The following is a 25835-nucleotide window of genomic DNA, read 5'->3' as shown; positions in this document are numbered from 1 at the left end:
GGCAAACTCTTAGAAAATGGCAATCACGTGGTGTGTTCGCATCAACGATTAGTTTCCTTACACAAAGGGTGAAATGAATCGCGGTTTTGCTGTTCTCGATTTTGAGACGACAGGTCTGTCCCCAAAATTCGGCCATCGGATTCTCGAGGTCGGAGTTCTTCTCCTCGATGCTGACTTCCGAATCGAGGGTTCGTTTGAGACCCTCGTGAACCCCGGTCGAGACGTGGGACCGACGAGTATTCATGGTGTGACCGCCGCGGATATCCGTGATGCACCGGCCTTCGACCGTGTCGCACCTGCCCTCATGGCTGCGCTCGACGGGCGTCTTGTTGTCGGACACAACGTCGCTTTCGATCTTCGATTCCTCTCAGCGGAGCTCGAGCGTGAAGGATACGAAGTCCCCGAGATCGTGGCGATTGACACGATGAAGATTGCGAAGCAGATTTTCGTGAAGGGGCAACTTCCCTCGTTCAAGCTCAGTGATCTTGCGGCATACTTCGAGCTCGAGATCGGTGAAGTGCTCGCGAGGTCCGGCTTTGAATCCCGCCCGGCCCATAGCGCGTTCGGTGATGCTGCGGTTACTGCATACGTGCTGCGTCACCTGTATGAGCTCGCCTCGGGTTCGGCCTTCTGGGGTAGCCAACTTGACTACGCCTCTCGCGTGGTCTGGCCCGAGTACGTGCCCGTCACCCTGCATACTAAGTTACGCGGCAGCGAGGCCGGCATCATCATGCCGAAACAGAACATCGCTGTGCCGGAGCAAGCGAGGCCAACGGTGACCATGCCTGTCGCTACGTCGCGCCCCGCAGCCGAAAGCTCCATCGGCGACGTCTTCCAAGCGATCGGTGCCGCGGTACCTGCAGCAGCTGGCACAGCGTCATACGCCGCGTTGCTTGATACTGCACTCGAAGATGGCATCCTAGATGCGAGTGAGGTGGACGACTTAGTTCGCACCGCAAAGGAGCTGGGCCTTGACGGTGTCACTCTCGGCTCTCTCCACCGTGGGCACTTTGATGCCGCCGTGCGCGCTGCGTGGGCAGACGGTGTTCTCACCGCGCAGGAGCGTGCTGACATCATCAGTCTCTCGAACGTGCTCTGTATTGACAAAGACTCGCTCGCTCGTGCACTCGAGGGCGTGCACCCCGAAGAAGCGTCGGCGCCTGAGCCGCTCGTGACGCATCTCCAAGTGCCCGATGCGGCAGCCGTGGCACAGGCCGCAAACGCGATCGGTGCACTCGCGCCCGGAACAGTCATCGTGCTCACCGGCACAATGACGATGGAGCGTTCCACCCTCGAAGCAGAGATCGCGATCCGCGGGTTTGTCGTCGGTAAGGGCGTCACCAAGAAAACCGGTCTCGTCATCGCCGCTGACCCACACACGCTTTCGGGCAAGGCTAAGAAGGCACACGAATACGGCATTCAGGTCGTAGGTGAGCACGAGGGCTTCGCGCTCATTCGCGGCTAGCGCCTAGTTGCCTGGATCAGAAAGGGGGAGACAGCCAATCGGTTGTCTCCCCCTTTCTTGTTGTCTCACGTCGCATCCCGGGGTGGGAATCAATTCCAGCTATACCTCTGGAACATGTCGCGCCTCATGTCACCCACACGATTCATTCTTTAGCTCGGCAGCCAGGGCCTCAGCAGTGCCGCGCCAAGAGTAGATCTCGTTCAATAGCCGCCCCGGCGTATCAGCCCGTATTGCTGCGAGTAGATCGCTCGCGCATTGCAGTTGTTCAGCCTCAGAGAGGGCACAGGCCCAAGGGAACTCCCGCACAATGCTCAGAGCATGCAGCTGTGCCCCATGTGGAATCAGAACCTTATGCGCAGAAGCATCACAACCCATGCGCACGAGCATCGCTCAGCTGAGGTTAGACGTCAACGGCTGTGAACGAATTGATGGAGTTTGTGCCTCTAAGACGCGTTCGTTCGGCGGCTAGGGGTTACCCAAGCACCTCAGGATGCGCCTCGATGAGCTCGACCTGCTCGACCCACCCGAGCCCAACGATGCTGAGTACCACCCGCACGACGGTGCCAGCGGCAGCAGCCAGCTCGCCTGACGCCAAATCGCCAGAGGAAGACCGCCCACGCAACGTAGTGCGAGCTGCCTCCTCCACAAGGTAGGCGAGTACGGCGGGCGACAGGTCCCGACGGAACGACCCGTCAGCAACACCAGCCTCGGTCAACACCCGCAACCGCTGGCGCAGCGGGGCCAGCGCCCGCGCGGTGTCGGCAACGTGCGCATCGTCCAAAGCAATATTCGCAGACGCGCGCACGGCCGAAGCTTCGCGCCACAGCCGCCCCGCCAAGAGTGCCAGCGCAACGCGCGGATCGGCATGCTCCGTCGAATCGGCGATGTCGTTGAACTTCCGTGCACCATGCTCAACGACTGCCTTGATGAGGGCTTCTCTGTCGGGGAAGTGCCCGTACAGTGCGCGCCGTGAGAGGCCAGCGGCCTGCGCAATCGTGACGAGTGAGGCATTGGGCTGCTGCGCCAAGACTGACTGGGCGGCCTGAATGAGCGCTTCACGGTTGGCGGTGGCGTCGCTGCGGGGTCCGCGGCGAACGACGTTGCGCACGGCAGTTGATGCGGGCATCGGTGTCACCCCTTACATGAGTTTCGTTGATTCAACGGCCTCGATGAGGCCACGGTTGAATGACATGAGCGGGCGACGCAGGACGAGGCCGAGCAGCAGCGCGGGAAGCATGAACAGCAGGAGCATGCCAAGCGCGATCCAGAAGTCTCCATTGTAAACGCCGGCGACTGCAGCCCTGAGCGCCTCCACCGCGTACGTTGCAGGCAGGAACGGGCTGATGTTCTGGAACCACTCGGGTAGCAGCTGCAGCGGGTAGGCGCCGCCTGCACCTGACACCTGGAGCACAAGCAAGAGCACGGAAAGTGCCTTGCCCGCATTGCCGAAGGCGACCACTGCGGTGTACACGATGAGCGTGAAGACCAGCGAGATTACCCATGACGCGAGCACGAACAGGAACGGATGTGCCGGCTCGATCTGGACGAACAGAATGAGTCCGAGGGACAGCAGGGTGCTTTGTGCCAGCCCAATGAGGGCGAAGATACCGTAGCGACCGAGGTACTTTTCGGTGGGGCTGAGTTCGTCACGGTCGGGGAGCGTCTCGTTGGTCACGTCGGTGCGAATGGTGACCGTCATCAGCAAGGCACCCACCCACAGCGCAAGCACCATGTACAGCGGAGCGACGCCAACGCCGAAGCCTGCGACAGGGAATACCGCTGTGCGATCCACGCGCACCGGGTTCGCGAGTGAGGTAGCGAGCGTACCCGGGTCAGAGCCAATCACCTCTGAGAGCTTCGAAAGATCACCGGTCTTGGTCGCATCCTTGATGGTCTGCTGGATCTTGTCGAACTTGTCGGCGGCATCGGTGAGCGACTTTGAGAGCTTCGAGGTCGCATCGCGCGAGCGGTCGAGCACGTCGCGTACCGAGTCACCCGCGCCAGAGAGCCCGGCAGATGCTGAAGCGAGGTCTTGGCGGATCGCCCCCACATCACCACTCACCGCGTCGACGGCAGCGCCGAGCTTGTCGAGCTGTGGCTTCAGGCCGGTTTCGTATGAGGTGCGAGCAGCCTCTAGTGCTGCCTTTGCATCGTTGATTGCCGCGATGTTCTGGTCGTGTGATGCTTGGGCTTTCGCATTGCCGTCGCGAATGGCCTGCGCAGCGTCGGTGAGGCGATCGCGCACGACCGTCTGACGTGCGATGACGTCGTCGAGCCGGGCCAGGAGCTTGGTTGCTTCGTCTTGCTGGGGCAGGTTTGCGGTGTCTGTCGCGAGCTTGTCGCGGAGCGCTTGAGTCGCATCAATCTGGGTCTGCACGACGGTAGCGAGCGCGTTGAGTTCGTTGGCCTGCGCGTTGCCGAGATCGTTACCGCTCGCGTAGAGCGCGTCGATCTTCGCCGCGACCGCGTCGTAGCCTTCGGTAGAAGCGGTGAGTGCACTCGAGAGCGCGCTTGATGCGCCCTGCAGCGTGCTCTTCAGATCCTCAACTGCTGCAGCACCACCGCCGAGCGCGTTCTTGGTATCGCCAAATGCGCCACCCGCAGCGCTTACGAGCGATTCGGCACTGTCAACGAGGGGAATGCTCGCGTCGACGAGCGAAGTGAGCATTTCGGTTGTACGGGCGCTCGAACGTAGTTGCAAAGAGATGTTGCCAACGCGGGATTCTACGCGAGTGAGCATGGCCTGCGTGTTGTCATCGGTGAGGTAGTCACTGAGCGAGGAGATCATGCCGACCGCAACATCACCGAGCGTTTCGGTGAAGGTCTCGCTGATCTGCGCAGAGATGCCCTCGGCACCCTGCTCGGTGAGCTTCGGCGCGAGCGCGTTTTTCTTCTCGTTCGTGTAGAAGTCGAGGCTCGTGCGCTCAGAGCCGTTGGTGTAGAACGTCATCATGTCGGTGCTGAACGATGCGGGCAGCACAACAGCCGCGTAGTACTCACCCGAGCGGGTGCCGTCGATTGCGTCTTCCTCATCGGTGATGACCCAGTTGAGTGCATCGTTTGCGCGCAGCTGGGAGAGCACCTGTTCGCCGACGTTGATGCGGATCGGCATGAGGTCGCTCTGATATCCGGCATCCGTGCTTGCGACGGCGACTTTGAGGCTGCTCGCGTTCTCGAACGGGTCCCAGCTGGCGATCACGTTGAACCAGGTAAAGAGCGATGGAATGACGACGAGGCCGAACAACACGATGCCTGCCATGACGTTACGAGTGGCGTGACGCAGATCGCGGCGGATCAGATCCAAGATATTTCTCATGCGCGCGACTCCTCCTCGCCCTGCTCAGTGATGGCACTCGCCACGACTGCTTCGCGGAGTTCTTCCTCCGGCATGTTTGCGACCGTGGCCGCGTGAATAAAGCTCTGCTTGATGTACTCGAGCACGATGAGTGAGACGATCACGAGCAGTGACCACGCCACCCAGAGGCCGAGCATGAGGGCCTTGCCGCCGGGCAACGCCCACGCGACGATTCCGAGTACGACCATGCCGACCGCGCCGATAATGAGCGTGCTCTTCAACAGCTTGGGGTAGTGGTGGGTGAACGCGCGCTCGCGTACCGCGAGGTCCTCGCGGTACTCGTCACGGTTCTTCAGTGCGTGAATGACATCAATCAGGCGGTAGCCGGGGCCGACCACCGCAACCTTCTCGCCAATCATCAGATCGGTTTCAGCGATCTGACGGTTGAACAGTCGGTTGAAGTTACCGAAGCGCGTGCGCAGCGTGATGCCGATGATGAAAGCGATCGCCGACATGAGCGCAAGCACACCCATGAACTTCCAGTAGTGCGCGCCGTAGAAGCCGCCGATCGTTTCGCGCAGTGCGTCGATGCCGTAGGAGAACGGCAGCAGCGGGTACAGCGTGCGGAAGAATCCGGGCATGAGCTCAATCGGGTAGAGGCCAGAAGCGCCAGGGATCTGCATGATGATCAACAACACACAGAGGCCGCGGCCGACGTGGCCAAACGCAGACGAAAGCGCGTAGATGATGCTCATGTACACGACAGAGATGAGCATGCTCGTGCCGACGTAGGCGATTGCGCTCGTCGTTTGTACCCCGATGACGAGGTTGCCGACGCTCACAATGAGCGCCTGCAGCATTCCGAGTACGGCGAATAGGAAGAAGCGTCCCATGTACGCCTGGCGAACGGTGATGCGGCGCAGGCCTTCGGTATCGACCTCAACCTTGAAGATCACCATGAGTACGAAGGCGCCGATCCACAGGGAAAGGTTGGTGAAGAGCGCCGCCATGGCCGAACCGTAGGTCTTGATAGGGAACACCTGGATCTCATTCACCGTCACCGGCGAAGAGACGAAGCTCGCGATCTGGTCGGGATCAAGCGTGGTGATCGTGGTGAGGAGACCCCACTCCGACGCTGCAGACATCGCGAGCACGTCTGCTCGGGCGGTCTTCACGCCGGTGATCAGGCCCTTGAGGTCCTCATCGAAGCTGGTGAGCGCGGATCCGGTAGCTACCAACTGCGTATCGATGCCTGCGAGCAAGCCATCGGCCTGCGTCAGGACTTCTTGCTGCGCAGAGATCGCTGCGGTAAATGCCGAAGCGCTCGCTGACAGCTGCGAAACGGCTGAGTTCACTCCGGGAACGGTCTGCGTGAGAATCTTCCGCATGTCACCGGCGGCGTTTTTGGTGTTCTCCATCGCGGTGGAGAGCGCGGTGACCGCATCAGTGACCGAAGCCGCTGCGCCTGCGGTGCTATCACTCAGCTCGCTGAGTGAATCGAGTACACCCTGGTTGGCTGTGTTCTGCTGCTCGAGCTGCTCAAGCGCAGAGGTGAGTGCGGCTGTGGTCTCGGGCGGAAGCGACGTGTCTGCGAGCAGGGCCTTGAGATCTGCGATCGATTCGTTGTTCGCATCGATCGACTTCTGCATCTCGGTGATCGATGCATCAAGCCGAACGCCTGCCTGATCGAGTTCCTGAGTGAGATGCGTAATCGAAGTCTTGGCAGAGGCAGCTGAATCTGCGAGCTTTGTTGCCCCGGTGAGATACGCATTTGATGCCGCGTCTGTGAACGCCACGAGTTCGCGCTGCGTTTCCACGAGTGCAGACTGCGCAGCGGTCATCGAGCTCTTCACGTCGTCGAGCGTGCTGCGCACGTCGGTGAGGGTCGTGCGCGCGGTCGCAATCGTGCCGCGTGAGTCTTCAATCCCAGACTGCATGTTCGTGAGGCTCGTCCGAGCGTTCTCGAGCGTCTTGGTGGTCTGGTCAAAGGCATTGACGGTCTTGTCTTGCGCGTTGAACAGCTTCAGTTCGATCGAGTCGCCGGTGTCTTTGATCGCCTTCGTTGCGGCGTCTGCGACCTGCTCCTTGAAGGAGTTGGTGATCTGAGCGTCAAGCGTGGACGCGCCAACGTCGGTGATCTTTGGCCCGATCATGCCGTTTTTCTCGTTGACGTAGTACTCGAGTGCGGGCTGGGTAAAGTCGCCTGACGTGAGGCTCAAGAGATCTGAACTGAATTCTGCCGGGACGACAATTGCTGCGTAGGCCTTGCCGCTTTCGACGGCTTCGTGCGCGGCTGCCTCGCTCATGAACTCCCAGCCGAGTTGGTTGTTGGCCTTGAGTTCTTTGACCAGCTCGTCGCCAATGTTCACCTTGCCGGTGAGGTCATTTTCTGCGCCCTGGTCGAGGTTTGCAACGGCAACGGTAATGTTCGAGGTGTTCTCGTACGGGTCCCAGAATGCATTGATATTGAACCACGCATAGAGGGCAGGCGTGACGAGTACACCGACGACGATGACCCACGCTTTTCTTGTGCGCAGGATTCGCTTAACATCGCGTGTAAAGACGCTCCAGCTCTGTTTCACGTGAACAGCTTACCCCTAAAGTGCACATTAATGTGCAACTTAGTGCAAACTTGCTGCAAAACCCGGACTGAATCAAGCCGGGCAAACGACTGTGGGGCGATGCGCTTTCGCGCATCGCCCCACAAAATCGTCATGATCGACTCGTTCGCGCCTTACTCGACCGACTGCGGATCGTAGCCGGCCTCGATCAGGCTTTCGGCACGCTCCGTGTTGGGGGAGAGATTCAGCATGTCGGTGTGCAATCCGAGGTCGCGGTCTGCGTGCAGCGCCATCGTGTGAGCCGCATCACGCACGTCGCGGTCCTCGATAGCGCGCAGGAGCGCACCGTGATCGAGGTCCATGGTCTCGGGGGAAATGTCGAGGAACGCGACACCGTTATCGACCGCGCGGCCGAGCACGGCCATCACGCCCGTGTAGAGGTCGAGCAGCAGCTTGCTGCCACTTGCTTCGACGATCAGGCGGTGGAACGAGTCCGGGCGCGTGATGTCGTTGCAGCGCTCGTGGGTGTCTCCGTGCTCGGGAGCGCCGTATTCACCGTTGAGAATGTGGGTGTGGTTCTGCTTGTAGCTCAGGCGTAGTGCCTCAAGCTGCTCGTCGGTGCGCTTGATTGCCGCGGTCTGTGCCGCCTCGATTTCCAGCGAGCGCCGGTAGACGAGCACCTCTTCGATGTCTTGCTCCTGCAAGAACTCGGTAAGGATCGAGCTTACCGGCGTACGCGCACGCACGAAGGTGCCGACGCCGGGAACAGCCTGCAACATGCCGAGGGTCGCGAGTGACCGCACGGCCTCGCGGACGGTCGAGCGACCGACACCGATGAGCTCCATGAGCTCGGGTTCTTTCGGAATGAGTTCGCCGATGGCCCATTCGCCGCTGCTGATGCGCGCGCGAAGGAAAGCTAGTGTGTCTCGCACTTTGTGTGATCCGAGCTGTTGGGTCGCCATGCGTTGAGTGTACCGATCGCGTCCCAAAGTTGCCCGTTAGCCCAGCGTGGCTACCCAGGTCGAGAGCTTTGCAAGCCCGTCGATGGTCGAGTTCAAGCCGAGTGCCTGGACCTCGTGCCCAGTAACGCGCAGGATCTTGTCATCCGCGGCAGCCGGCAACGCCGCGACCGCTTCGTTCGCGAGCAGATCCTGGAACAGGCGATCGCCAGAACCGTTCATATCGACGAGTACGATGCCTGCGGGATTTGCCTCAACCACCTGCTCAGTGGTGATGGGGCCGGTGGCGCGCATGCCAAGATCCGCACTCACGCTGTGGCCGCCAGCGAGCTCGAGGAGCTCGAGTGGGTACGCCTCGCCTGCGGTGATGAAAGCGCGGCCGGCCTGGTTGGTGAGCACCAGCACGCCTGGCGTCTCGCTGTTCTTAGGATCAGACGACTTGGCGGCGGATCCCGTAGCCACGAGTCCCTTTTCCAGCTCGGTGATGAGCTTGTCTGCGGCGTCATCCGCCCCGACCGCCTGCCCGATGAGGTCGACATTCTGGGTGAGGGTGGCGACACTCGTCCATGATGTCGGCAGCTGCATCGACTGAATGCCGGCTTGCGCGAGCGTCTCGCCGATGGTGTCGTCCATGCCGTGGCGTGGGCTCGAAATGACGAGGTCGGGCGCCGCCGCAATGACGGTCTCCGGATCAAGGCTCATTGCGACGGGGAAGGTCGCAGGCACCGCACTGAGTTCCTTGACGTGGCTTCCAAGTGTCGGGTTGAGTACGGCTTCGGGGATCAGTACGAGGTGGTCGGCGAGACCCAGTTCAGCGATCGCCTCAGCGCTCTCGTAATCAAGCGCGGCGATCGCCTGCGGCTCGGTCTCGATCGTGATCGACGTTGCCTCGCCACCGTGCAAGCCAGCGGGAATTTCAATCGTGCGTGGCCAGCTCGCGGCAGCCTCGGCCGGTGCTACCGACGCGGCGTCCTCGGTAGCGTCCGATCCGCCACCCGCGCCGCACCCGGTCAGGGCGACGAGGCACGCGGCCGCGAGTGCCGTGGCTGAGAGAGTCCGGTTGAGGTGCATTACTGGTCCTTTCGGTGCGGCGTGACGCCGGGGTGTGTGTCTTCGGGGCGCGGATCAGCCCCGTACGGATCTGCCGTCGCAAGCACGTGCCTGCCCTGGTCAGTTGTGTGAATCTCGGTGTGCACGCCGTACGCGTCATACACACGCTCCGGATGCAGCGCCTCCTGCGGCGGGCCGTGATGCGCGACGCCGCCAGGGTGGAGGAGCAGGACGTCCGTGCACGCGTTCAGTGCGAGGCTGAGGTCGTGGATGGCGGCGATCACGATCCGCCCCTCTGCTCCGAGATCGCGCATGATGCGCTCGACCGCGCCCTGGTGGAAGAGATCGAGTGCGCTCGTAGGCTCGTCGAGTACGACGATGGGGGTCTGCTGGGCGAGCACGCGTGCAAACTGGACGAGCTGGCGCTGGCCTCCGGAGAGTCCGGCGTAGGGGCGATCTGCGAGGTGAGCGATACCTGCCTGGTCGAGCGCACGCTCGACCGCCATGCTCGGATACTTGCGGGCTGACGCCCACGCGCCCACCGCGACGAGCTCGCGGACGCGCAGTTCGCCAGGTGCGCCGTGGTCTTGTGCCATGAGAGCGATGAGCTTCGCTCGCTCTCGCGCAGGTACGCGCGCGAGGTCGGCATCGCCATAGGTGGCCGTGCCGTATGAGGCGATGCCGGTGCGGGCGATCGCGCCGAGCAAGGACGACTTGCCGACACCGTTCGGGCCGACCAGGCCGAGGATAGCGCCTGGTTCGATGCGCACGGTGAGCGGATCCGCCAGCGAGCGCCCGCCCCGCATCGCGCCGAAATCGGTGAGTGTGAGTGATTCGGTCGTCATGAGCGGCTCTTTCGCAGGAGCATGAACAGGAAGACTGGTGCGCCAGCGAGCGCGGCAACAACGCCGGTCTGCACGACGACCGAACCGAACGCGGTGCGCGCCAGGGTGTCTGCGACGACCAGGAACAGTGCGCCACCGAGCGCCGTGAGGGGGAGAAGCCTGGCGTGCGCGGCACCGACGATGAGACGCAGGAAGTGCGGCACGATGAGGCCGACGAAGCTGATGATTCCGCTCACCGCAACTGCGGCACCGGTGACGAGTGCGGCGACGAGCAGCAGGATCGTGCGCTCTCGGTTCACGTTGATGCCGGAGGTAGCCGCGATTTCTTCGCCGAGCGCGAGCGCATCGAGAGCCCGTAGCCGGGTGAGGAGGTAGCCGACACCGAGGACGATGGGAACGATCGCGAGCGCGACATGATCCCAGCGTCGGAGTTCGAGATCGCCCGAGAGCCAGAACATGGCACTCCGTACGAGTGCGTCATCGTGCGCGTTAGCGATGAGGATGCTGATGATTGCGCCGGCCAGCGCGCTGAGTGAGACACCAACGAGAATGATGGTGCCGGGGCGGAGATCGCGCCGCGCACGCAAGACGCCGAGCAGAATGAGTGCGACGATTGCGGCCCCCGCGAACGCAGAAAGTGGGACGCCCCATTGGCTCTTGCCAGAGAAGCCAAGCGTGATGCCGGCAACCGCGCCGACCGCTGCACCCGCGGAGACGCCCGTGATGCCAGGTTCGGCGAGCGGGTTGCGCAGAATCGCCTGCATGACCGTACCCACAACCGCGAGTGCGGCACCCACGAGCATCGCGACCACGATGCGGGGGAGGCGGATCGACCACACGACCGCCTGTGCCTGCGCGGCAGCACGACCGGTGGCCTCGGCGCCTTGGGGTGCTGATCCGCCGAACCCGGAGAACAGCGCGCCCAGCGTCTCTGCTGGCGTGAGTCGAACCGTGCCGAGCATGAGCGAGACGAGTGCGACCGCGGCCAGGACAACCACGCCGATGACGGTCGTCCACAGCACGGGATGGCGCATGCGGGTCACGATTGAGCTCCTGACGAAGGGATGGAGCCGGCCGTTTGGCCGAACGGCAATCACTATAGTTCCACGTCAGACCTATCACGTCCGATGTTTCACATCAGATGTTCAGGTTGGGGAGAATAGCGTCAGAGTTGTGACTGACAAATCTCATCTCAAAGCTGCCCACCCCTACGACGCCGTGCTCCTCTGCTCTTTTGGCGGACCGAACGCTCCCGAAGACGTGTTGCCGTTCCTGCGAAATGTGACCGTCGGTAAGGGGATCCCTGATGAGCGTCTCGCGGAGGTGGGCGAGCACTACGGCCACTTCGGCGGTAAGAGCCCCATCAACGAACAGAATCTTGAGCTCGTTGCAGCGTTGCAGGCAGAGCTTGCTGGTCGCGGCATCGACCTACCGGTCGTCTGGGGGAACCGCAACTGGCACCCGTACTCGGTTGACACCCTGCGCGATGCCGCAGCCTTCGGAGCGAAGCGCGTACTCACGATTGTGACGAGCGCATACGCCTCGTACTCGGGCAGCCGCCAGTACCGCGAGCACCTCGCGGCAGACGTCGCCGCGCTCGGCGACATCGCTCCCGAAATCGATATTGTGCGCCCATTCTTTAATGACCCGGGGTTTGTGACTGCGAACGCAGATGCGATTCGCGAGGCGGCAGCGAAGCTGCCTGGTGAGCTTGCTGGCGCGCACATTGTGTACGTCACTCACTCGATCCCTGACACCATGCAAGATGCCTCGGCGGCCACCGGCCCCGGCTACCGCGAACAGCACGAGGATGTGCGAGCCACGATCGATGCGCTCCTCGCGGGTGCGACCGCTCCCACCTTTGATTCCTCACTCGCGTACTGCTCGCGCTCTGGCGATCCGCGGACCCCGTGGCTCGAACCCGATGTGAACGATCATCTGGAAGCGCTCGCGGCTGCCGGCGTCACAAAGGTGGTTCTCGCGCCCATCGGCTTTATCTCAGATCACATGGAGGTCGTCTACGACCTCGACACCGAGGCGCTAGAAACCGCTGAGGAGCTTGGCATTCACGCGGTTCGTGCAGACACCGCCGGCGTGCGCGCCCCCTTCGTTGCCGGCCTCGTTGATCTCGTGCTCGAACGCGCCGCCCGCGAACGTGGCGAGGACGTCACGTCCCGCACGCTCGGTGAGCTCGCGGCGCTGCCAGATGTGGCACCTCCAGGAAGCTGCCGCATGCGCCACAACGAAGTAACCGGCAAACCGGTACTTGCAGGACCAGAGGATTAAGGAGATCCACCATGATCGACCACTCAGCAATCGCCGAAAGCGTCAATGACGCAGTGAACTACACCATGTTTGCGGTCTTCGCAGAAGATCGACTGGTTGCGCCCGTTGACGACGCTCCAGCCGCAATCGCCGAGATTGAGGCGCGGATCGCAGCCGTTAACGGCCTCGAGGTTCGTGGCTGGTATGACATCTCGGGGTTCCGCGCAGACGCAGACATCATGGTCTGGTTCCACGCGCCCACTTCCGAAGCGCTCCAGGCCGGCTATCGTGCCGTCATTGAGGGGTCAGAGGGGCGACTCTCGCCCGTCTGGTCGAACATCGGCGTGCATCGCACCGCGGAGTTCAACCGTAGCCACATCCCCGCGTTCCTCGCGGGCGAGACGCCAGGTGACTACGTCTGCGTGTACCCCTTCGTGCGCAGCTATGACTGGTACCTGCTGCCAGAGGCCGAGCGCAGCCAGATGCTTCGCGAGCACGGTGCGGCGGCGCGCGATTACACAGATGTGCTGGCGAATACGGTTTCGTCGTTCGCGCTCGGTGACTACGAGTGGTTGCTTGCATTTGAAGCGAACGACCTGCTGCGCATTGTTGACCTCATGCGTGACTTGCGTGCCACCGAGGCGCGGCGCCACGTGCGCGAAGAGACCCCGTTCTTCACGGGGCCGCGCGTAGCGGCCGAGGTGCTGCTTACTCGCGCACTCGGCTAGCCAGTCCGTCTATCTCACAGGGCGGATCGGGGGAGCTCCAGGCGTGTCACATGCGACACACAGAAATTCCACTGATCCGCCCTGTGAGCTGCCATCTGCACGGATAGCATGGGGATGTGAATGACTTGATCACAAAGAAGCCTGACGGATTCTCCTTCCGCCTCACGAAGGCTGCAATCCTTGGCGCCGTAGCGCTCGCGATTGCCGCAATCGTGGTGCTCGGTCTGCTGAATGTGGTCATCGGCCCCAATACCGCTCGCGCTGGGTACCTCGCGATGCTGTTCCTCCTCTCCCCGGTGCGCACCTTCGTGTTGAAGACTCGCGTGCTTTCTGCCTGCTGGGCTGTCGCCGTCGCAGTCGCCGGCTTCCTGATCGGTGGGCTTGGCTTCTGGCCCATGCTCATCGGCGTGATGCTGGTGTGCATCGTGCAGGGCATGTTCCGCATTGGTGAGATTGCCTCACTCAGCCGTTCGCCGGTGAACTTTGTGGTGTTCGCGGGCATCGGTGCGACCGGCTCGATGGAGCTCTGGCACGTCATCGTCGGTTCGATCGCTGGCGCTTCGGTCATGTTGTTGGTTGGCTGGCTGAACCCGCAAAAGAGCGGCAAGCTCGAACAGCCCACAAGCACGCACCAGCGCTTGTGGTACGGCTTCATGTTTGCCTCCGGCTCCGTGCTCATCCTGCTGCTCGGTCAGCTCGTTGGTAAAACGTTCACCGAATGGACGCTGCTCACCTTCTGCATGATTCTCTCGGTCGGTTTTGACAACCGCGTCTCGCGCGTGCACCAGCGCATGTTCGGCACGATCGCGGGTGCGCTCTTTGCCGCCCTCATGATGTTTGCGCCCGAGCCGGCGCAGACGGCAGCGGCTGCCATCTGTGGCATTCTCGGCCTGGCCTACATCAACATGGGCAACTATGCGCTGTTCGTTGCGTTCCTTACGCCAGCAATTTTGCTGACGTCGAGCTCGGAGCTTCCCGGGTACGTTCTTGCGGGTGAACGCGTCATCGCCGGCCTCGTTGCGGCTGGCATCGCCCTTGCTGTGAGCTGGATCTTCGACCCATTCAGCAAGGCCAAGGCGGATCGCTTCGCTGCTCCGGTCGTCCCCGCGGAGTAGAGGCGGATCCGCGCCCACTCAACTCACAGCCAACCTTGACGTTTGGCTTGGGATGATGGCCACATGACTGTGCGCTTTGGGGTTGTTTCTGCTCTCGCTCTTGCGACCGTGCTGGCTGTGACTGGTTGCACCTCGGGTGACGGGGCATCGGACACCAGCGGTGGCGCGGTCGAGGTGACCGGGGCTGCAGTGCCAGCCACGGTGCTGTCAGATCTCGGTATCTCGACGACGAATCCGCGCCAGATTATCGATGCGCTCGATGCGCTCCCGCTCGCAGAGCGACCGAGCAACCTCATCGCCTCCGTGACACCAACGGAACTGCAGCTGCAGCCAGGCGAATCGACCGCGCACAACTTGGCAATTCCCGAGGGCCAGTTCTATCTCTCGATCGCGCCGTACGTTGAGCAGACGCATCCCTGCACCTTCCACAGCCTCACCACCTGTGTCGGTGAGATGCGCGGCGCGGACGTGACATTGCAGATCACGAATACGGCAACGGGGGAGCACGTTGTTGACGGTGCTCGCACGCTCGCTGACAACGGATTCACCGGCGTCTGGCTTGAGAGTGGAAACGAATACGAGGTCACCGTAACCGCAGACGGGAAGACGGGCACGCAGGTCGTCACCACTGGTCCTGAAGACCCAACGTGCCTCACCACGCTACAAATCGGGTAACATAGGCTTTTCTGGAGTCAGATTCGCTGGCTCGCTGTGAAACACGGCAGGAGGTGCATGATGGGCGATCCGCTCAGTCGATCTCACCGCACCTCCAGGACGGTATAGCGCGCCGCACCCCTGGAATAGGTGACTTGAGGCGTGCTCTCAGATATCCGTCCGCACCATAGTGTGGTGCGTGAAGCCAGAAGGTGCCGACATGGTCGACTTTCAGAACCAGATCCGCGAACCACTGCAGGCAGGCGACCTCCAAGGTCTCGCCGAGACTCTGCACACCCTCGACACCGCTGAGGTAGTCGAAGTTATTGACGCGCTGCCAACCAATGAGGCAGCAATCGTTTTCCGTCTTCTCCATAAAGGCGACGCTGCCCCCGTTTTCGACAGCCTCGACACTGCAACGCAGGCCGATCTTGTCGACGAACTGGGTCACGGCGCGATCACCGAGGTGTTCGCCACGATCGACCCCGACGAACAGGCGCGCCTGCTCGATGAACTGCCAGCACGCGTAGCGAAGCGCCTCGTGTCATCGATTGATGTCACGGAACGTGGGCCCGTGATGGCCCTCCTCGGGTATCCCGCTGGATCGGTCGGACGTCACATGTCACCGACTCGCGTGCGCGCGTATGCAGACGACACCGTTGCTTCGCTCGCCACGCGAATTAATGCCGAAGACGTTCACATTGCAGACTTCGCGGCGATCCCTGTGATTACCCGAGACCGCATTCTTCTCGGCACACTTGATCCCGCTGATGTGTGGCGGTCCGCTCCAGACACGATTGTCACCGACATTATGCACGTCGATCCAATCGTGGCGACCACGAACGAAGACGTCGAGCAGGCGTCACGACAGCTCCTCGACTCTGGCGATCTGCTCGCACCCGTCGTGGATAGTGAGCACCGCCTCGTTGGCCTGCTGCCCATCACCGATGCGGCGAAGATTGACAAGGAAGCCGTCGCAGAGGACCAGGCGCGCGCAGGTGCGAGTGAGCCGCTTCGTCGCCCCTACCTTTTGACCCCAGTGCGCAAGATCGCGCGGTCGCGAATCGTATGGCTGCTCGTGCTCGCGATATCGGCTGTCCTTACGGTCAACGTGCTTGAACTGTACGAAGCAACACTCGAACAGCAGGTGGCGCTCGCGCTCTTCATTCCGCTGCTGACGGGCATCGGTGGCAACACCGGCTCGCAGGCTGCGACAACCGTGACCCGCGCGCTTGCGATGGGCGAGGTACGGCTGCGCGACGCAGCTCGCGTCGCGTTCAAGGAAGTACGAACCGGCCTGATGCTCGGTGCAATTCTCGCGGTGCTGGCATTCACCGTTGCGAGCCTCGTGTATGAGGTACCGATTGGTATCGTCATCGGTTTGACGATCATTATCAACCTGCCGATTGCGGCGACGGTTGGTGGCATAATCCCGCTGGTAGCGCGTGCGTGCAAGGTGGATCCGGCGGTCTTCTCGACGCCGTTCATCTCGACGTTCTGCGATGCGAGTGGCCTGATGATTTACTTCACCGTCGCCATTTCAGTGCTGGGACTCGGGTAAATGGGTCTGATGTGCAATGCGCGTCATATGACGTAAAGCCCGCGTGTCGCAACGCAAAAACATCATATGATGATTCGCATGACCACTCCTATCGGTATCGGAATTGTTGGCTACGGCAACCTCGGACGCGGCGTCGAAAAGGCGATCGCACTGAGCCCTGACCTCCAGCTTGTCGGCGTGTTCTCACGCCGCGATCCATTAGAAGTGAAGACGGCGGGAGCTCCCGCATACGCTCTTGCAGACCTCGATGCACACGCAGACGAGATCGATGTCCTTATCCTTTGCGGCGGCTCGCGCAGCGACCTGCCCGTGCAGAGCCCAGAGCTCGCTGCACGATTCACCATTGTTGACAGCTTTGACACCCACCCCAAGGTTCCCGAGCACTTCGCAGCCGTAGACGCTGCTGCAACCGCAGCAGGCACGATCGCGATCATCTCGACCGGCTGGGATCCGGGGCTGTTCTCGATCAACCGTCTCTACGGTGAGGCAATCCTGCCCCAGGGCTCGACCTACACGTTCTGGGGTCGTGGCCTCAGCCAGGGCCACTCCGATGCGCTTCGCCGCATCGAGGGTGTCGTTGGTGCTGTGCAGTACACCCTTCCCGCAGAGTCGGCAATCGAGCGCGTGCGTTCGGGCGAGCAGCCCGAGCTCACCACTCGTGAGCAGCACACCCGCGAGTGCTTCGTAGTACTCGCAGAGGGTGCAGACGCTGAGGCAGTTCGCAACGAGATCGTCACGATGCCCGACTACTTCGAGCCGTACGACACGACCGTGAACTTCATCTCGGCTGAAGAGCTGGCACGCGATCACCAGGGCATGCCCCACGGTGGCTTCGTGATTCGCAGCGGTGAGTCGTCAGAGGGCGTCAACCACACTATTGAGTACAAGCTTGCACTCGACTCGAACCCCGAGTTCACCTCAAGCGTGCTCGTGGCTTATGCACGTGCGGCAGCTCGTCTCGCTGCGCAGGGCGATACCGGTGCGAAGACGCCGTTCGACATCGCTCCTGGCCTGCTTTCGCCGAAGTCGGCAGAGCAGCTGCGCGCTGAAATCCTGTAACTTCTCGCGCTTAATTTAGCGCTCAACCCCTCGAAACCGAGGGTTTCTACCGAAAAGGCCCCTTTCATGCGTATGAAAGGGGCCTTTTCGTGTGAACGGACCCATCTCGCGGGGTTGGCGCCGCTGGTTGCCCGTGCGAAGCGCTGCAGATCGTAAGTGGCGCGCAACGCGCACCATTCAATGCCTCCGCCAGGTGGAAAGCATGGGCCGGCCTGTGGCCGGTCGGCCATATCCAATGGGCCGGGCATGCGCCCGAGGGCTAAGCCCCGACCGCGCCTGACGCGTGGGCATCCGTGCGCTCCTGCCCAGTTAATGCCTGGATCGCGCACATGATCTGCTCTGTCGCCTCACGGCGTGCTCTGCCACCGGGCAAAGCCGCGAGAGCGGAGAAATCGAGCGGCTGCCCATACTTGATCTGAGCACGGCCCCTGGGCCAACGGCGACCGGTTACTTTCCTGCTGGTGCCGATGAGGCCAACAGGCACCACGGCCGCACCGGTCTCAAGGGCGAGCCAGGCAGCGCCAGGCTTTCCGCGGTAGAGACGACCATCGCGTGAGCGACTCCCCTCGGGGAACACGGCAAATACATTGCCCGCTGCGAGTACCCGACGCCCTGAATCAAGCGCAGCCTGAGCAGCCGATGACGCCTCTCGATAGACGGGGATGGCGCCGATCCGCGTAAAAAACCAGCGACCAAGCGCGCTCGAAAAGAGAGAGGCCTTCGCGAGGAACTGCACCTTGCGCGGCGCAAACGATGGGATGAGGATCGTATCGAACCCGGAAAGATGGTTGCTCACAAGCAATACGGGGCCAGATTCTGGCACATTTTCACGCCCGGTGATGTGTGGGCGGAACCCAAGCGCAAGCACCGGACGCAGCACCGCACGGCCGATTGTGAATACGATGCCAGGCTTGGGGTCTGTCACGCGGCGTTGTCCTGTGCGAGCAACGCGGGAAACACGTGGTCGTGATTGAGCGGGGCAACGTCGGCACGCGTACTGGTCGGCGCGATCCAATCGACCGCCTCGATCTCAGCCTGTGGTGCCGCATCCTCAACCCCTGGCACCGCGGGAGCCACGAACACGGCTGCTTCGACGATGAAGCCAGCTTCGTTTGCGGCGGCGGATCGATACACACCGAGCGGAATCAGACTTGCGGCATCGAGCTCGAATCCGAGCTCCTCAGCAATCTCACGCACGGCAGTCACGTCAGCGGTTTCGCCCGCCTCTGGCTTACCTCCGGGAAGCATGAACATGTCGGTTCCCCGCTTACGCACGTGCAAGACGTTGCCTGCAGAATTGCGCATCACCACCGCACTCACGCGGATGATCTGTTCGGTTCCCTGAGTATTGTTCGCAGCCACCCGTAAATGATAGCTGTGCTTGGCAGAGGTCCCTGGCAGAATGGGGCCATGGCGATTGACACCGCAGACCGTCCTGAGGAACCGACTGAACCGGAGCGTGCTCCGCGCAGTATGGAGAATCCCGGCTGGCTAAATGAGGCTGAGCTCGCGTTCGTGCGTGGTCGCATGCCGATGCTCTATGTTGAGGCGTTGCCCGTGCGACTCGACGGCTATGGCAACGTCACCGAAGTTGGGCTGCTCCTGCGAAGTACCCCTGAAGGGCGGCTCGGTCACGCGCTCGTCTCGGGCCGCGTGCGCTACGGTGAGACAATTCGTGAGGCACTCTTCCGCCACCTCGAAAACGACCTCGGTCCGATGGCGTTCCCGCAGATTCCAACTGCGCTTGTTCCCGCGCAGATTGCCGAGTACTTCCCGATGCCGGGTATCTCGCGTTACGTTGACGAGCGTCAGCACGCCGTGTCACTCGTCTATGTGGTTCCGGTGACGGGCTCGTGTGAGCCCCGGCAGGACGCGCTCGAGATCGCTTGGCTTTCGCCGGCCGAGGCAATTTCTGATGCGACGTTTGCCGACCTGCCAGGCGGTCGTGGCAATCTCGTGCGACAGGCGCTCGCTACCGTCGGGTGGTAGGCGGTGGTCGGCGCGGTCCAAGCCTTCTCCGCACCGAAGCATTACTGCGCCCGGGCCGCTGCGTAGGATCCGCCAACCACAATGGTTAGGCGAAGGAGACGACTACGTGGCGCATGCTGCGCCGCTCTCTTATGGAAAGGGCGCGGCCTGCGGCCGCACGGTTGTCTCACAACCTGAGCCGCGTTGGCGTTGCATTGAGCCGCTCTGGAGCGCCGTGGCACGCGCTTAAGCGTGTTGTCGCCCCAAGCCCCACGAGATCGACCGTTTCTCCCGAGAACAGCCCTTTCATACGTGTGAAACGGCAAGTTTCGGCAGAAACGGTCAGTTTGGCGGGGTTGGCAGACGAAGCGGGTTTCGCGGGATTGACGGGAAACTGGCGACGTGTCACCGACAGCGCAGACTATCGTCGCCGCCAGCGAATCCCGTGCTCGGGTGAATACCCACTTGCGCACTTGGTGCATGACGAGGGTCGCGTTGGCTTTCTGAACCGGAAGAACTCATGCCCCGCAGGGCACTGCCCCACCCAGGGCGCTTGCTCGTGCGCGATCTCACCGTCGTGCGTCCGGCCACCTGTGTACCCAATCGACGCGGCAGTAGATCGCCATTGTGGGCCATGTCCGACGTCAGGGCCGACCAAAGCGTGCGCGACCTCGTGCAGCAGAATCTGCCGCACCTCTTCCAGCTCGTACTTCTCGGCGAGGTATCGGGAGACGGTGATCCGCCGATCGGTGAAATTACACAACCCCGCACGTCGTTTCGCGCGGTCGAAATCGAAAGTCCATGGTGCCGCGGGGGGAACTGCGGCTGGTGTCCGGGATCCCAGACGCCCGATCAACCCGCGCACGCCGCCAAGGCCTGAACCAGCGCCAGCACCAGAACCAGCACCACCGCGCACCCCGAGGTGCTCCGCGATGAGTGCCTCGGCCAGCGCGCGAACCTCAGCCAGCAACGCCATTAGCCGAAGATACCCTCGGGTGGCGCGGGGGAGTCGAAGGCCGTCGCGTCAGTGACAACTTTCGCCTTGGCAGCAAGCGCGGCGAACTCGGGGCCGACGAGCATGCTCGCGGGGAACGGGCCGCCGGCAAGCAGGCGAGGCAGCCATTCCAGGCCGGGCGATAGGTCAGGCGAGCCATCAGAAGCGACAAATACGACATTGCCGAAACGTCGACCCTTGAGCACCTGCGGCTCAGCGATCGCAGCCACGACCGAGAACCGATCGGCGAGCGTCGCTGCCTGGCCGCGCACAAACGGCAGACCAGCACCGTCTGCGGCGTTCACAACGACCACACCACCGGGTGCGAGGAACGGTTTCAGCGCGTCATAGAACTCGACGCTCGAAATGTGCGCGGGCGTTTGGGCGCCAGCAAACACATCGACGACGATGAGATCCATCGCGCCCTGCATACCTGCTGGCAGCTTTGCGAGCATGGCACGCGCGTCACCGCGACGCACGCGGATGCTTGCCCGCTGCGGCAGGGGAGCAGCCTCGCGCACGAGGTCGACGAGCGCGCCCTCGAGCTCGATGATCTGCTGTCGGCTTCCCGGTCGAGTTGCCTCGACGTAGCGCGGAAGAGTGAATGCGCCACCGCCGAGATGCAACGCCGAGATGGGCTGGCCGCTCGGCTTGAACAGATCGATGACGTGGCCGATCCGCCGAATGTATTCATAGAACAGGTCAGCCGGGTCTCGCAGGTTCACGTGCGACTGCGGGGTACCGTCAACGACAAGTTGCACCGCGCCCGGGACCCACTCGTCCTCTTCAATTGCGGCGGTGAGCCCTGAACTCAGCGTGACAGGATCCGGAAGCTTCATCCCTCAACCATATTGCGGCGGCCGAGAACCCCAGAATCGGACCACAGCCAGCCCGCAAGTAGCGCGGCTGCGAAGCCGAGCAGCATGCCACCGAGGGTGTCGGTGAGCCAGTGCGCGTGCAGTGCGGCACGACTCCACATCATCAGCACGACCCATGCGCCGGCGACGAACCAGGTGACTGCGAGCACGCTGCGGCTCGCCCCGATGAAGCACGTGACGATAATCGCGAGTGAGATCGCAAGCGTTGCCGCGCCCATCGAATGTCCTGAGGGGTACGAGAATCCGGTCGTCGGGAACAGCTGATCGCCTGGTCGCGCGCGCTCGAAGATCCGCTTCAATACCTCTGACATGGCTACCCCGAGTAGGAGCGCAGTCGCCAACATGAGCGCGGATCGTCGCTGCCGAAACACCCACAGCAGTACGATCAGCACGGCGCCGAGAATAATGACACCCGTCGAACCGCCCACGATCGCAAGGAACCTTGCCAGCGCGGCAGCAGGGCTGGACGCGTCAATGGTTGTCACGGACAACCACCAGTCGTCGACCGGGGTTGGGCCCGATCCGCCAATCAACAGGTAGGCGCCGAAGCCGCAGACAAGCGCAATTGCGGCGACCGCGATGGGCAATGCCGCGCGCGGAAATGGCCGCGGATCGCGGGAAGCGGCACGGGGGAGCGATATTGCGGGGCGCGGATCTTGAACGCTTGACATCCTGGAACGATACTCGGCAAACCTTTGGAACACCCGGATTGAGCCGGAAAGTGATCAGGTCAATATACACACATTCGGTAGACAAGTGAAATTTCTGGTGATAAACTCGTTGTTTGCACTACGGACACCAGTGTGCCTTCATATAGTGGGAGGTTCCGGGAGTTGGCGCTTTACGCGCAAATAGCCCCGAACGAGTGATTCCGTTGCATTTCTCGCAAGACCAGGTCAACCGGCCCGACGGGGCTCACGGAGGTACTTCCTTGGCTGCTGCGCGCAACGCATCGTCATCCACCAATCCGAAGAATGGACGCAATCACACGCGTCTGTCCTTCGCCAAGATTTCCGACACGCTGTCGGTGCCTAATCTGCTGGCACTGCAGCTCGAGAGCTTTGACTGGCTCGTCGGCAACGAAGCGTGGAAGACACGCCTCGTTGAAGCACAGGCCGAAGGGCGCGACGACGTCGCGCTCCGCAGTGGCCTCGAAGAGATCTTTGAAGAGATCTCGCCTATCGAGGACAACGCAGGCACTATGCAGCTCTCGTTCGAGAACCCGATTCTCGATGAGAAGAAGTTCACGATTGAAGAGTGCAAGGAGCGAGGCAAGACCTACTCCGCACCCCTCTACGTCGAGGCTGCTTTCTACAACACCGAGACTCAGGTTCTGAAGAGCCAGACGGTCTACATGGGTGATTTCCCCATCATGACCGACAAGGGCACCTTCATTATCAACGGCACCGAGCGCGTTATTGTTTCGCAGCTCGTCCGTAGCCCTGGTGTCTACTTCGAGCGCACGCCCGAAAAGACCAGTGACAAGGACGTCTTTACTGCACGTGTGATCCCGAGCCGTGGTGCATGGCTCGAGTTCGAGATCGATAAGCGCGACCAGGTTGGCGTGCGTATCGACCGTAAGCGCAAGCAGTCGGTCACCGTCTTCCTCAAGGCTCTTGGCATGTCTGCCGAAGAGATCCTGGAAGAGTTCGCAGGCTACGACTCGATCACCGAGACGCTTGCGAAGGACAACAAAGACATCGTCACGCAGGAAGATGCCCTCAAGGACATCTACCGCAAGCAGCGTCCGGGCGAGCAGGTTGCTATCGAGGCCGCACGCGCACTGCTCGACAACAGCTACTTCAACTCAAAGCGTTACGACCTCGCGAAGGTTGGTCGTTACAAGATCAACCGTAAGCTCGGCATCGACGCACCGATTACCGACTCGGTACTCTCGCTTGAAGACATCGTCAGCACCATCAAGTACCTTGTTGGTCTGCACGCAGGCACCGAAACCCTTCCCGGCGTCCGTGAGGGCGAAGTCTTCGACAACCGCCTCGACACCGACGACATCGATCACTTCGGTAACCGTCGCGTTCGCGCTGTCGGCGAGCTCATCCAGAACCAGGTCCGTACCGGCCTGAGCCGTATGGAGCGCGTTGTTCGCGAGCGTATGACCACGCAGGACATCGAAGCGATCACGCCGAACACGCTGATCAACACGCGTCCCGTGCTCGCAGCTATCAAGGAGTTCTTCGGAACTTCGCAGCTGTCGCAGTTCATGGACCAGAACAACCCCCTCGCAGGCCTCACCAACAAGCGCCGTCTGTCGGCACTTGGCCCCGGTGGTCTGTCGCGTGACCGCGCAGGTGTTGAGGTTCGAGACGTTCACCCGTCGCACTACGGCCGTATGTGCCCGATTGAGACTCCTGAGGGCCCGAACATTGGTCTGATTGGTGCACTCGCAACCTTCGCGCGCATCAACGCTTTCGGCTTCATCGAGACCCCGTACCGTCGCATCGTTGACGGCAAGGTCACCGACCAGGTCGATTACCTCACCGCACACGAAGAGGACGAGTTCCTCATCGCTCAGGCAGGCGCACCCCTCACCGAGGACGGCCGCTTCGCTGAGGAGCAGGTCCTCGCTCGCCCCCGTGGCTCCGAGGTTGTGCTCGTTGACGCAGCTCGCGTTCACTACATGGACGTTTCGCCGCGCCAGATGGTCTCGGTCGCTACGTCGCTGATTCCGTTCCTCGAGCACGATGATGCGAACCGCGCACTCATGGGCGCGAACATGCAGCGTCAGGCTGTCCCGCTGCTTCGCAGCGAGTCGCCGATCGTTGGTACCGGTATGGAGGGCTACGCAGCCATCGATGCTGGTGACGTGATCACCGCGCTCCAGGCTGGCGTCGTTGAGGACGTTTCGGCTGACGCCGTCACTGTCATCAACGATGAGGGCGGATCGAAGACTTACCGTATGCGTAAGTTCGACCGTTCGAACCAGGGCACGAACTACAACCACCGCGTGATCGTCAAGGCTGGCGAACGCGTCGAGGTTGGCTCGGTCATCGCTGATGGCCCGGCAACCGAGAACGGTGAGCTCGCACTCGGCAAGAACCTCCTCGTAGCGTTCATGCCGTGGGAAGGCCACAACTTCGAGGACGCGATCATCCTGAGCCAGAACCTGGTGAAGGACGACACCCTCTCGTCGATCCACATCGAAGAGTACGACATCGATGCTCGTGACACGAAGCTTGGTAAGGAAGAGATCACCCGTGACCTCCCCAACGCAAGCATGGAGTCGCTGAAGGATCTCGACGAGCGCGGCATCATCCGCATCGGTGCTGAGGTCAGCCCCGGCGACATCCTCGTCGGTAAGGTCACCCCGAAGGGCGAGACCGAGCTCAGCGCTGAGGAGCGCCTGCTTCGCGCGATCTTCAACGAGAAGAGCCGTGAGGTTCGCGATACCTCGCTGAAGGTTCCGCACGGTGTTGCAGGTACCGTCACCGCGGTGAAGGTATTCGACGCTGATAACGACGACGAGCTCGGCTCGGGCGTCAACCAGCGCGTGGTTGTCTACATCGCTCAGAAGCGTAAGATCACCGAGGGCGACAAGCTTGCAGGCCGTCACGGCAACAAGGGTGTCATCTCGAAGATCCTCCCGATCGAGGACATGCCCTTCCTGGAAGACGGCACCCCGGTTGACGTTATCCTCAACCCGCTCGGTATCCCGGGTCGAATGAACTTCGGCCAGGTCCTCGAGGTTCACCTCGGCTGGATCGCCAAGCAGGGTTGGAAGATCGACGGCATGCCTGAGTGGGCTGCAAAGCTCTCGGAAGAGGCACGCGAAGCTGCTCCGAACACCAAGGTTGCGACCCCCGTGTTCGATGGCGCTTCGGAGGCCGAGATCGCAGGACTCCTCGACTCGACCCTTCCCACGCGTGATGGCGTTCGCCTCATCGACTCGACCGGTAAGACCCGTCTGTTCGATGGTCGTTCGGGCGAGCCGTACCCGTACCCGATCTCGGTCGGCTACATGTACATCCTGAAGCTGCACCACCTCGTCGACGACAAGATTCACGCTCGTTCGACCGGTCCGTACTCGATGATCACCCAGCAGCCGCTCGGTGGTAAGGCGCAGTTCGGTGGCCAGCGATTCGGTGAGATGGAGGTGTGGGCACTTGAGGCATACGGTGCTGCATACGCCCTCCAGGAGCTCCTGACCGTCAAGTCGGATGACATCCTCGGTCGCGTCAAGGTCTACGAGGCGATTGTCCGTGGTGAGAACATTCCGGAGCCGGGCGTGCCCGAGTCGTTCCGCGTTCTCATGAAGGAGATGCAGTCGCTCTGCCTGAACGTTGAGGTACTCGGTGCTGACGGCCAGGTCGTCAGCCTCCGTGACAACGACGATGAGGCTCACCGCACCGCGGAAGAGCTCGGCATTAACCTTTCATCCCGCTTCGAGACCTCGTCTGTCGACGAGATCTAAGCCGGGCCA

The 25835-nt window shown here is 61.9% G+C and carries 21 protein-coding genes; 9 read left to right on the top strand and 12 right to left on the bottom strand.

The annotated features are described in order from the left end of the window. Positions 1-73 precede the first annotated feature (73 nt). A complete protein-coding gene (locus tag ICL81_RS07390) occupies positions 74-1465 on the top strand; it encodes an exonuclease domain-containing protein (protein ID WP_188034264.1) in 1392 nt (463 codons plus the stop codon). A gap of 472 nt (positions 1466-1937) precedes the next feature. Here ICL81_RS07390 and ICL81_RS07385 read toward each other — a convergent pair whose 3' ends face one another. From ICL81_RS07385 to ICL81_RS07355, 7 genes are all read right to left on the bottom strand, one after another. Further along, positions 1938-2591 (bottom strand): TetR/AcrR family transcriptional regulator, encoded by a 654-nt coding sequence (locus ICL81_RS07385; RefSeq protein WP_188034263.1) that lies wholly within the window; start codon positions 2589-2591, stop codon positions 1938-1940. A 12-nt stretch (positions 2592-2603) separates the two neighbouring features. Beyond that, complete coding sequence (locus tag ICL81_RS07380; RefSeq protein WP_188034262.1) at positions 2604-4781, bottom strand: YhgE/Pip domain-containing protein; 2178 nt, start codon at positions 4779-4781, stop codon at positions 2604-2606. Next, positions 4778-7342, bottom strand: a complete 2565-nt coding sequence (locus ICL81_RS12185) for a YhgE/Pip domain-containing protein (RefSeq protein WP_188034261.1) — start codon at positions 7340-7342, stop codon at positions 4778-4780. The genes ICL81_RS07380 and ICL81_RS12185 overlap by 4 nt, the downstream gene beginning before the upstream one ends. 152 nt (positions 7343-7494) lie before the next feature. Beyond that, a complete protein-coding gene (locus ICL81_RS07370) occupies positions 7495-8283 on the bottom strand; it encodes a FadR/GntR family transcriptional regulator (RefSeq protein WP_188034260.1) in 789 nt (262 codons plus the stop codon). A 36-nt stretch (positions 8284-8319) separates the two neighbouring features. Continuing rightward, entirely contained in the window at positions 8320-9351 is a 1032-nt protein-coding gene (locus ICL81_RS07365) for an ABC transporter substrate-binding protein (protein WP_188034259.1), read from the bottom strand. Beyond that, the gene (locus tag ICL81_RS07360; protein ID WP_188034258.1) at positions 9351-10175 is read right to left on the bottom strand and encodes an ABC transporter ATP-binding protein; all 825 of its coding nucleotides are present in this window, start codon (positions 10173-10175) and stop codon (positions 9351-9353) included. Before ICL81_RS07360 ends, ICL81_RS07365 begins: the two co-directional genes overlap by 1 nt. Then, complete coding sequence (locus tag ICL81_RS07355) at positions 10172-11209, bottom strand: iron ABC transporter permease (protein WP_188034340.1); 1038 nt, start codon at positions 11207-11209, stop codon at positions 10172-10174. The genes ICL81_RS07360 and ICL81_RS07355 overlap by 4 nt, the downstream gene beginning before the upstream one ends. Positions 11210-11348: 139 nt before the next feature. Here ICL81_RS07355 and ICL81_RS07350 point away from each other — a divergent pair, with 139 nt between their 5' ends. The 6 genes from ICL81_RS07350 (at position 11349) to ICL81_RS07325 (ending at position 17557) form a co-directional block, all read left to right on the top strand. Then, positions 11349-12461, top strand: a complete 1113-nt coding sequence (locus tag ICL81_RS07350; RefSeq protein ID WP_353055462.1) for a ferrochelatase — start codon at positions 11349-11351, stop codon at positions 12459-12461. 11 nt (positions 12462-12472) lie between these two features. Continuing rightward, the gene (gene hemQ, locus ICL81_RS07345; protein WP_188034256.1) at positions 12473-13168 is read left to right on the top strand and encodes a hydrogen peroxide-dependent heme synthase; all 696 of its coding nucleotides are present in this window, start codon (positions 12473-12475) and stop codon (positions 13166-13168) included. Between the two features lie 116 nt (positions 13169-13284). Beyond that, positions 13285-14283 carry an FUSC family protein gene (locus ICL81_RS07340; protein WP_188034255.1) on the top strand — a complete coding sequence of 333 codons (999 nt, stop codon included), beginning with the start codon at positions 13285-13287 and terminating at the stop codon, positions 14281-14283. 63 nt (positions 14284-14346) lie between these two features. After that, complete coding sequence (locus ICL81_RS07335; protein ID WP_188034254.1) at positions 14347-14958, top strand: CueP family metal-binding protein; 612 nt, start codon at positions 14347-14349, stop codon at positions 14956-14958. Between the two features lie 199 nt (positions 14959-15157). Then, on the top strand, positions 15158-16498 hold the full coding sequence (gene mgtE, locus ICL81_RS07330; RefSeq protein WP_188034253.1) for a magnesium transporter: 1341 nt from the start codon (positions 15158-15160) through the stop codon (positions 16496-16498). A gap of 78 nt (positions 16499-16576) precedes the next feature. Continuing rightward, entirely contained in the window at positions 16577-17557 is a 981-nt protein-coding gene (locus tag ICL81_RS07325) for a diaminopimelate dehydrogenase (RefSeq protein ID WP_188023862.1), read from the top strand. Between the two features lie 259 nt (positions 17558-17816). On the opposite strand, the gene ICL81_RS07320 is transcribed toward ICL81_RS07325, so the two are convergent. Both ICL81_RS07320 and ICL81_RS07315 read right to left on the bottom strand, forming a co-directional pair. After that, positions 17817-18482 (bottom strand): lysophospholipid acyltransferase family protein, encoded by a 666-nt coding sequence (locus ICL81_RS07320; protein WP_215394765.1) that lies wholly within the window; start codon positions 18480-18482, stop codon positions 17817-17819. Continuing rightward, positions 18479-18919, bottom strand: coding sequence for an NUDIX domain-containing protein (locus tag ICL81_RS07315; RefSeq protein WP_353055461.1), 441 nt, complete (start codon positions 18917-18919; stop codon positions 18479-18481). Before ICL81_RS07315 ends, ICL81_RS07320 begins: the two co-directional genes overlap by 4 nt. Positions 18920-18967: 48 nt before the next feature. On the opposite strand from ICL81_RS07315, the gene ICL81_RS07310 reads away from it, so the two are divergent. Next, positions 18968-19546, top strand: coding sequence for a DUF4916 domain-containing protein (locus ICL81_RS07310; protein ID WP_188034252.1), 579 nt, complete (start codon positions 18968-18970; stop codon positions 19544-19546). 400 nt (positions 19547-19946) lie between these two features. Here ICL81_RS07310 and ICL81_RS07305 read toward each other — a convergent pair whose 3' ends face one another. From ICL81_RS07305 to ICL81_RS07295, 3 genes are read right to left on the bottom strand one after another with little or no spacing between them, the layout of a single operon-like run. Next, entirely contained in the window at positions 19947-20501 is a 555-nt protein-coding gene (locus ICL81_RS07305) for a SprT-like domain-containing protein (protein WP_188034251.1), read from the bottom strand. After that, positions 20501-21358: a spermidine synthase gene (locus ICL81_RS07300; RefSeq protein ID WP_188034250.1), complete on the bottom strand. Its 858-nt coding sequence runs from the start codon at positions 21356-21358 to the stop codon at positions 20501-20503. Before ICL81_RS07300 ends, ICL81_RS07305 begins: the two co-directional genes overlap by 1 nt. Beyond that, positions 21355-22068 carry a phosphatase PAP2 family protein gene (locus ICL81_RS07295; RefSeq protein ID WP_188034249.1) on the bottom strand — a complete coding sequence of 238 codons (714 nt, stop codon included), beginning with the start codon at positions 22066-22068 and terminating at the stop codon, positions 21355-21357. Before ICL81_RS07295 ends, ICL81_RS07300 begins: the two co-directional genes overlap by 4 nt. Positions 22069-22328: 260 nt before the next feature. Here ICL81_RS07295 and ICL81_RS07290 point away from each other — a divergent pair, with 260 nt between their 5' ends. Further along, positions 22329-25826, top strand: a complete 3498-nt coding sequence (locus ICL81_RS07290) for a DNA-directed RNA polymerase subunit beta (protein ID WP_188034248.1) — start codon at positions 22329-22331, stop codon at positions 25824-25826. The last annotated feature ends 9 nt before the right edge of the window (positions 25827-25835 follow it).

The sequence above is a fragment of the Leucobacter sp. cx-328 genome (genome assembly GCF_014530035.1).
Classification (GTDB): domain Bacteria; phylum Actinomycetota; class Actinomycetes; order Actinomycetales; family Microbacteriaceae; genus Leucobacter.
Note: the sequence above shows the minus strand (reverse complement) of the source record. Positions and strands in the feature narration are given on the sequence as shown.

Bases quoted from the DNA above. Each gene is read 5' to 3' on its own strand.
- ICL81_RS07325 (WP_188023862.1), top strand. From the start codon at position 16,577: ATGACCACTCCTATCGGTATCGGAATTGTTGGCTACGGCAACCTCGGA.
- ICL81_RS07370 (WP_188034260.1), bottom strand. From the start codon at position 8,283: ATGGCGACCCAACAGCTCGGATCACACAAAGTGCGAGACACACTAGCT.
- ICL81_RS07295 (WP_188034249.1), bottom strand. From the start codon at position 22,068: ATGTCAAGCGTTCAAGATCCGCGCCCCGCAATATCGCTCCCCCGTGCC.
- ICL81_RS07380 (WP_188034262.1), bottom strand. From the start codon at position 4,781: ATGAGAAATATCTTGGATCTGATCCGCCGCGATCTGCGTCACGCCACT.
- ICL81_RS07360 (WP_188034258.1), bottom strand. From the start codon at position 10,175: ATGACGACCGAATCACTCACACTCACCGATTTCGGCGCGATGCGGGGC.
- ICL81_RS07305 (WP_188034251.1), bottom strand. From the start codon at position 20,501: ATGGCGTTGCTGGCTGAGGTTCGCGCGCTGGCCGAGGCACTCATCGCG.
- ICL81_RS07385 (WP_188034263.1), bottom strand. From the start codon at position 2,591: ATGCCCGCATCAACTGCCGTGCGCAACGTCGTTCGCCGCGGACCCCGC.
- ICL81_RS07365 (WP_188034259.1), bottom strand. From the start codon at position 9,351: ATGCACCTCAACCGGACTCTCTCAGCCACGGCACTCGCGGCCGCGTGC.
- hemQ (WP_188034256.1), top strand. From the start codon at position 12,473: ATGATCGACCACTCAGCAATCGCCGAAAGCGTCAATGACGCAGTGAAC.
- mgtE (WP_188034253.1), top strand. From the start codon at position 15,158: ATGGTCGACTTTCAGAACCAGATCCGCGAACCACTGCAGGCAGGCGAC.
- ICL81_RS07300 (WP_188034250.1), bottom strand. From the start codon at position 21,358: ATGAAGCTTCCGGATCCTGTCACGCTGAGTTCAGGGCTCACCGCCGCA.
- ICL81_RS07390 (WP_188034264.1), top strand. From the start codon at position 74: ATGAATCGCGGTTTTGCTGTTCTCGATTTTGAGACGACAGGTCTGTCC.
- ICL81_RS07335 (WP_188034254.1), top strand. From the start codon at position 14,347: ATGACTGTGCGCTTTGGGGTTGTTTCTGCTCTCGCTCTTGCGACCGTG.
- ICL81_RS07310 (WP_188034252.1), top strand. From the start codon at position 18,968: ATGGCGATTGACACCGCAGACCGTCCTGAGGAACCGACTGAACCGGAG.
- ICL81_RS07355 (WP_188034340.1), bottom strand. From the start codon at position 11,209: ATGCGCCATCCCGTGCTGTGGACGACCGTCATCGGCGTGGTTGTCCTG.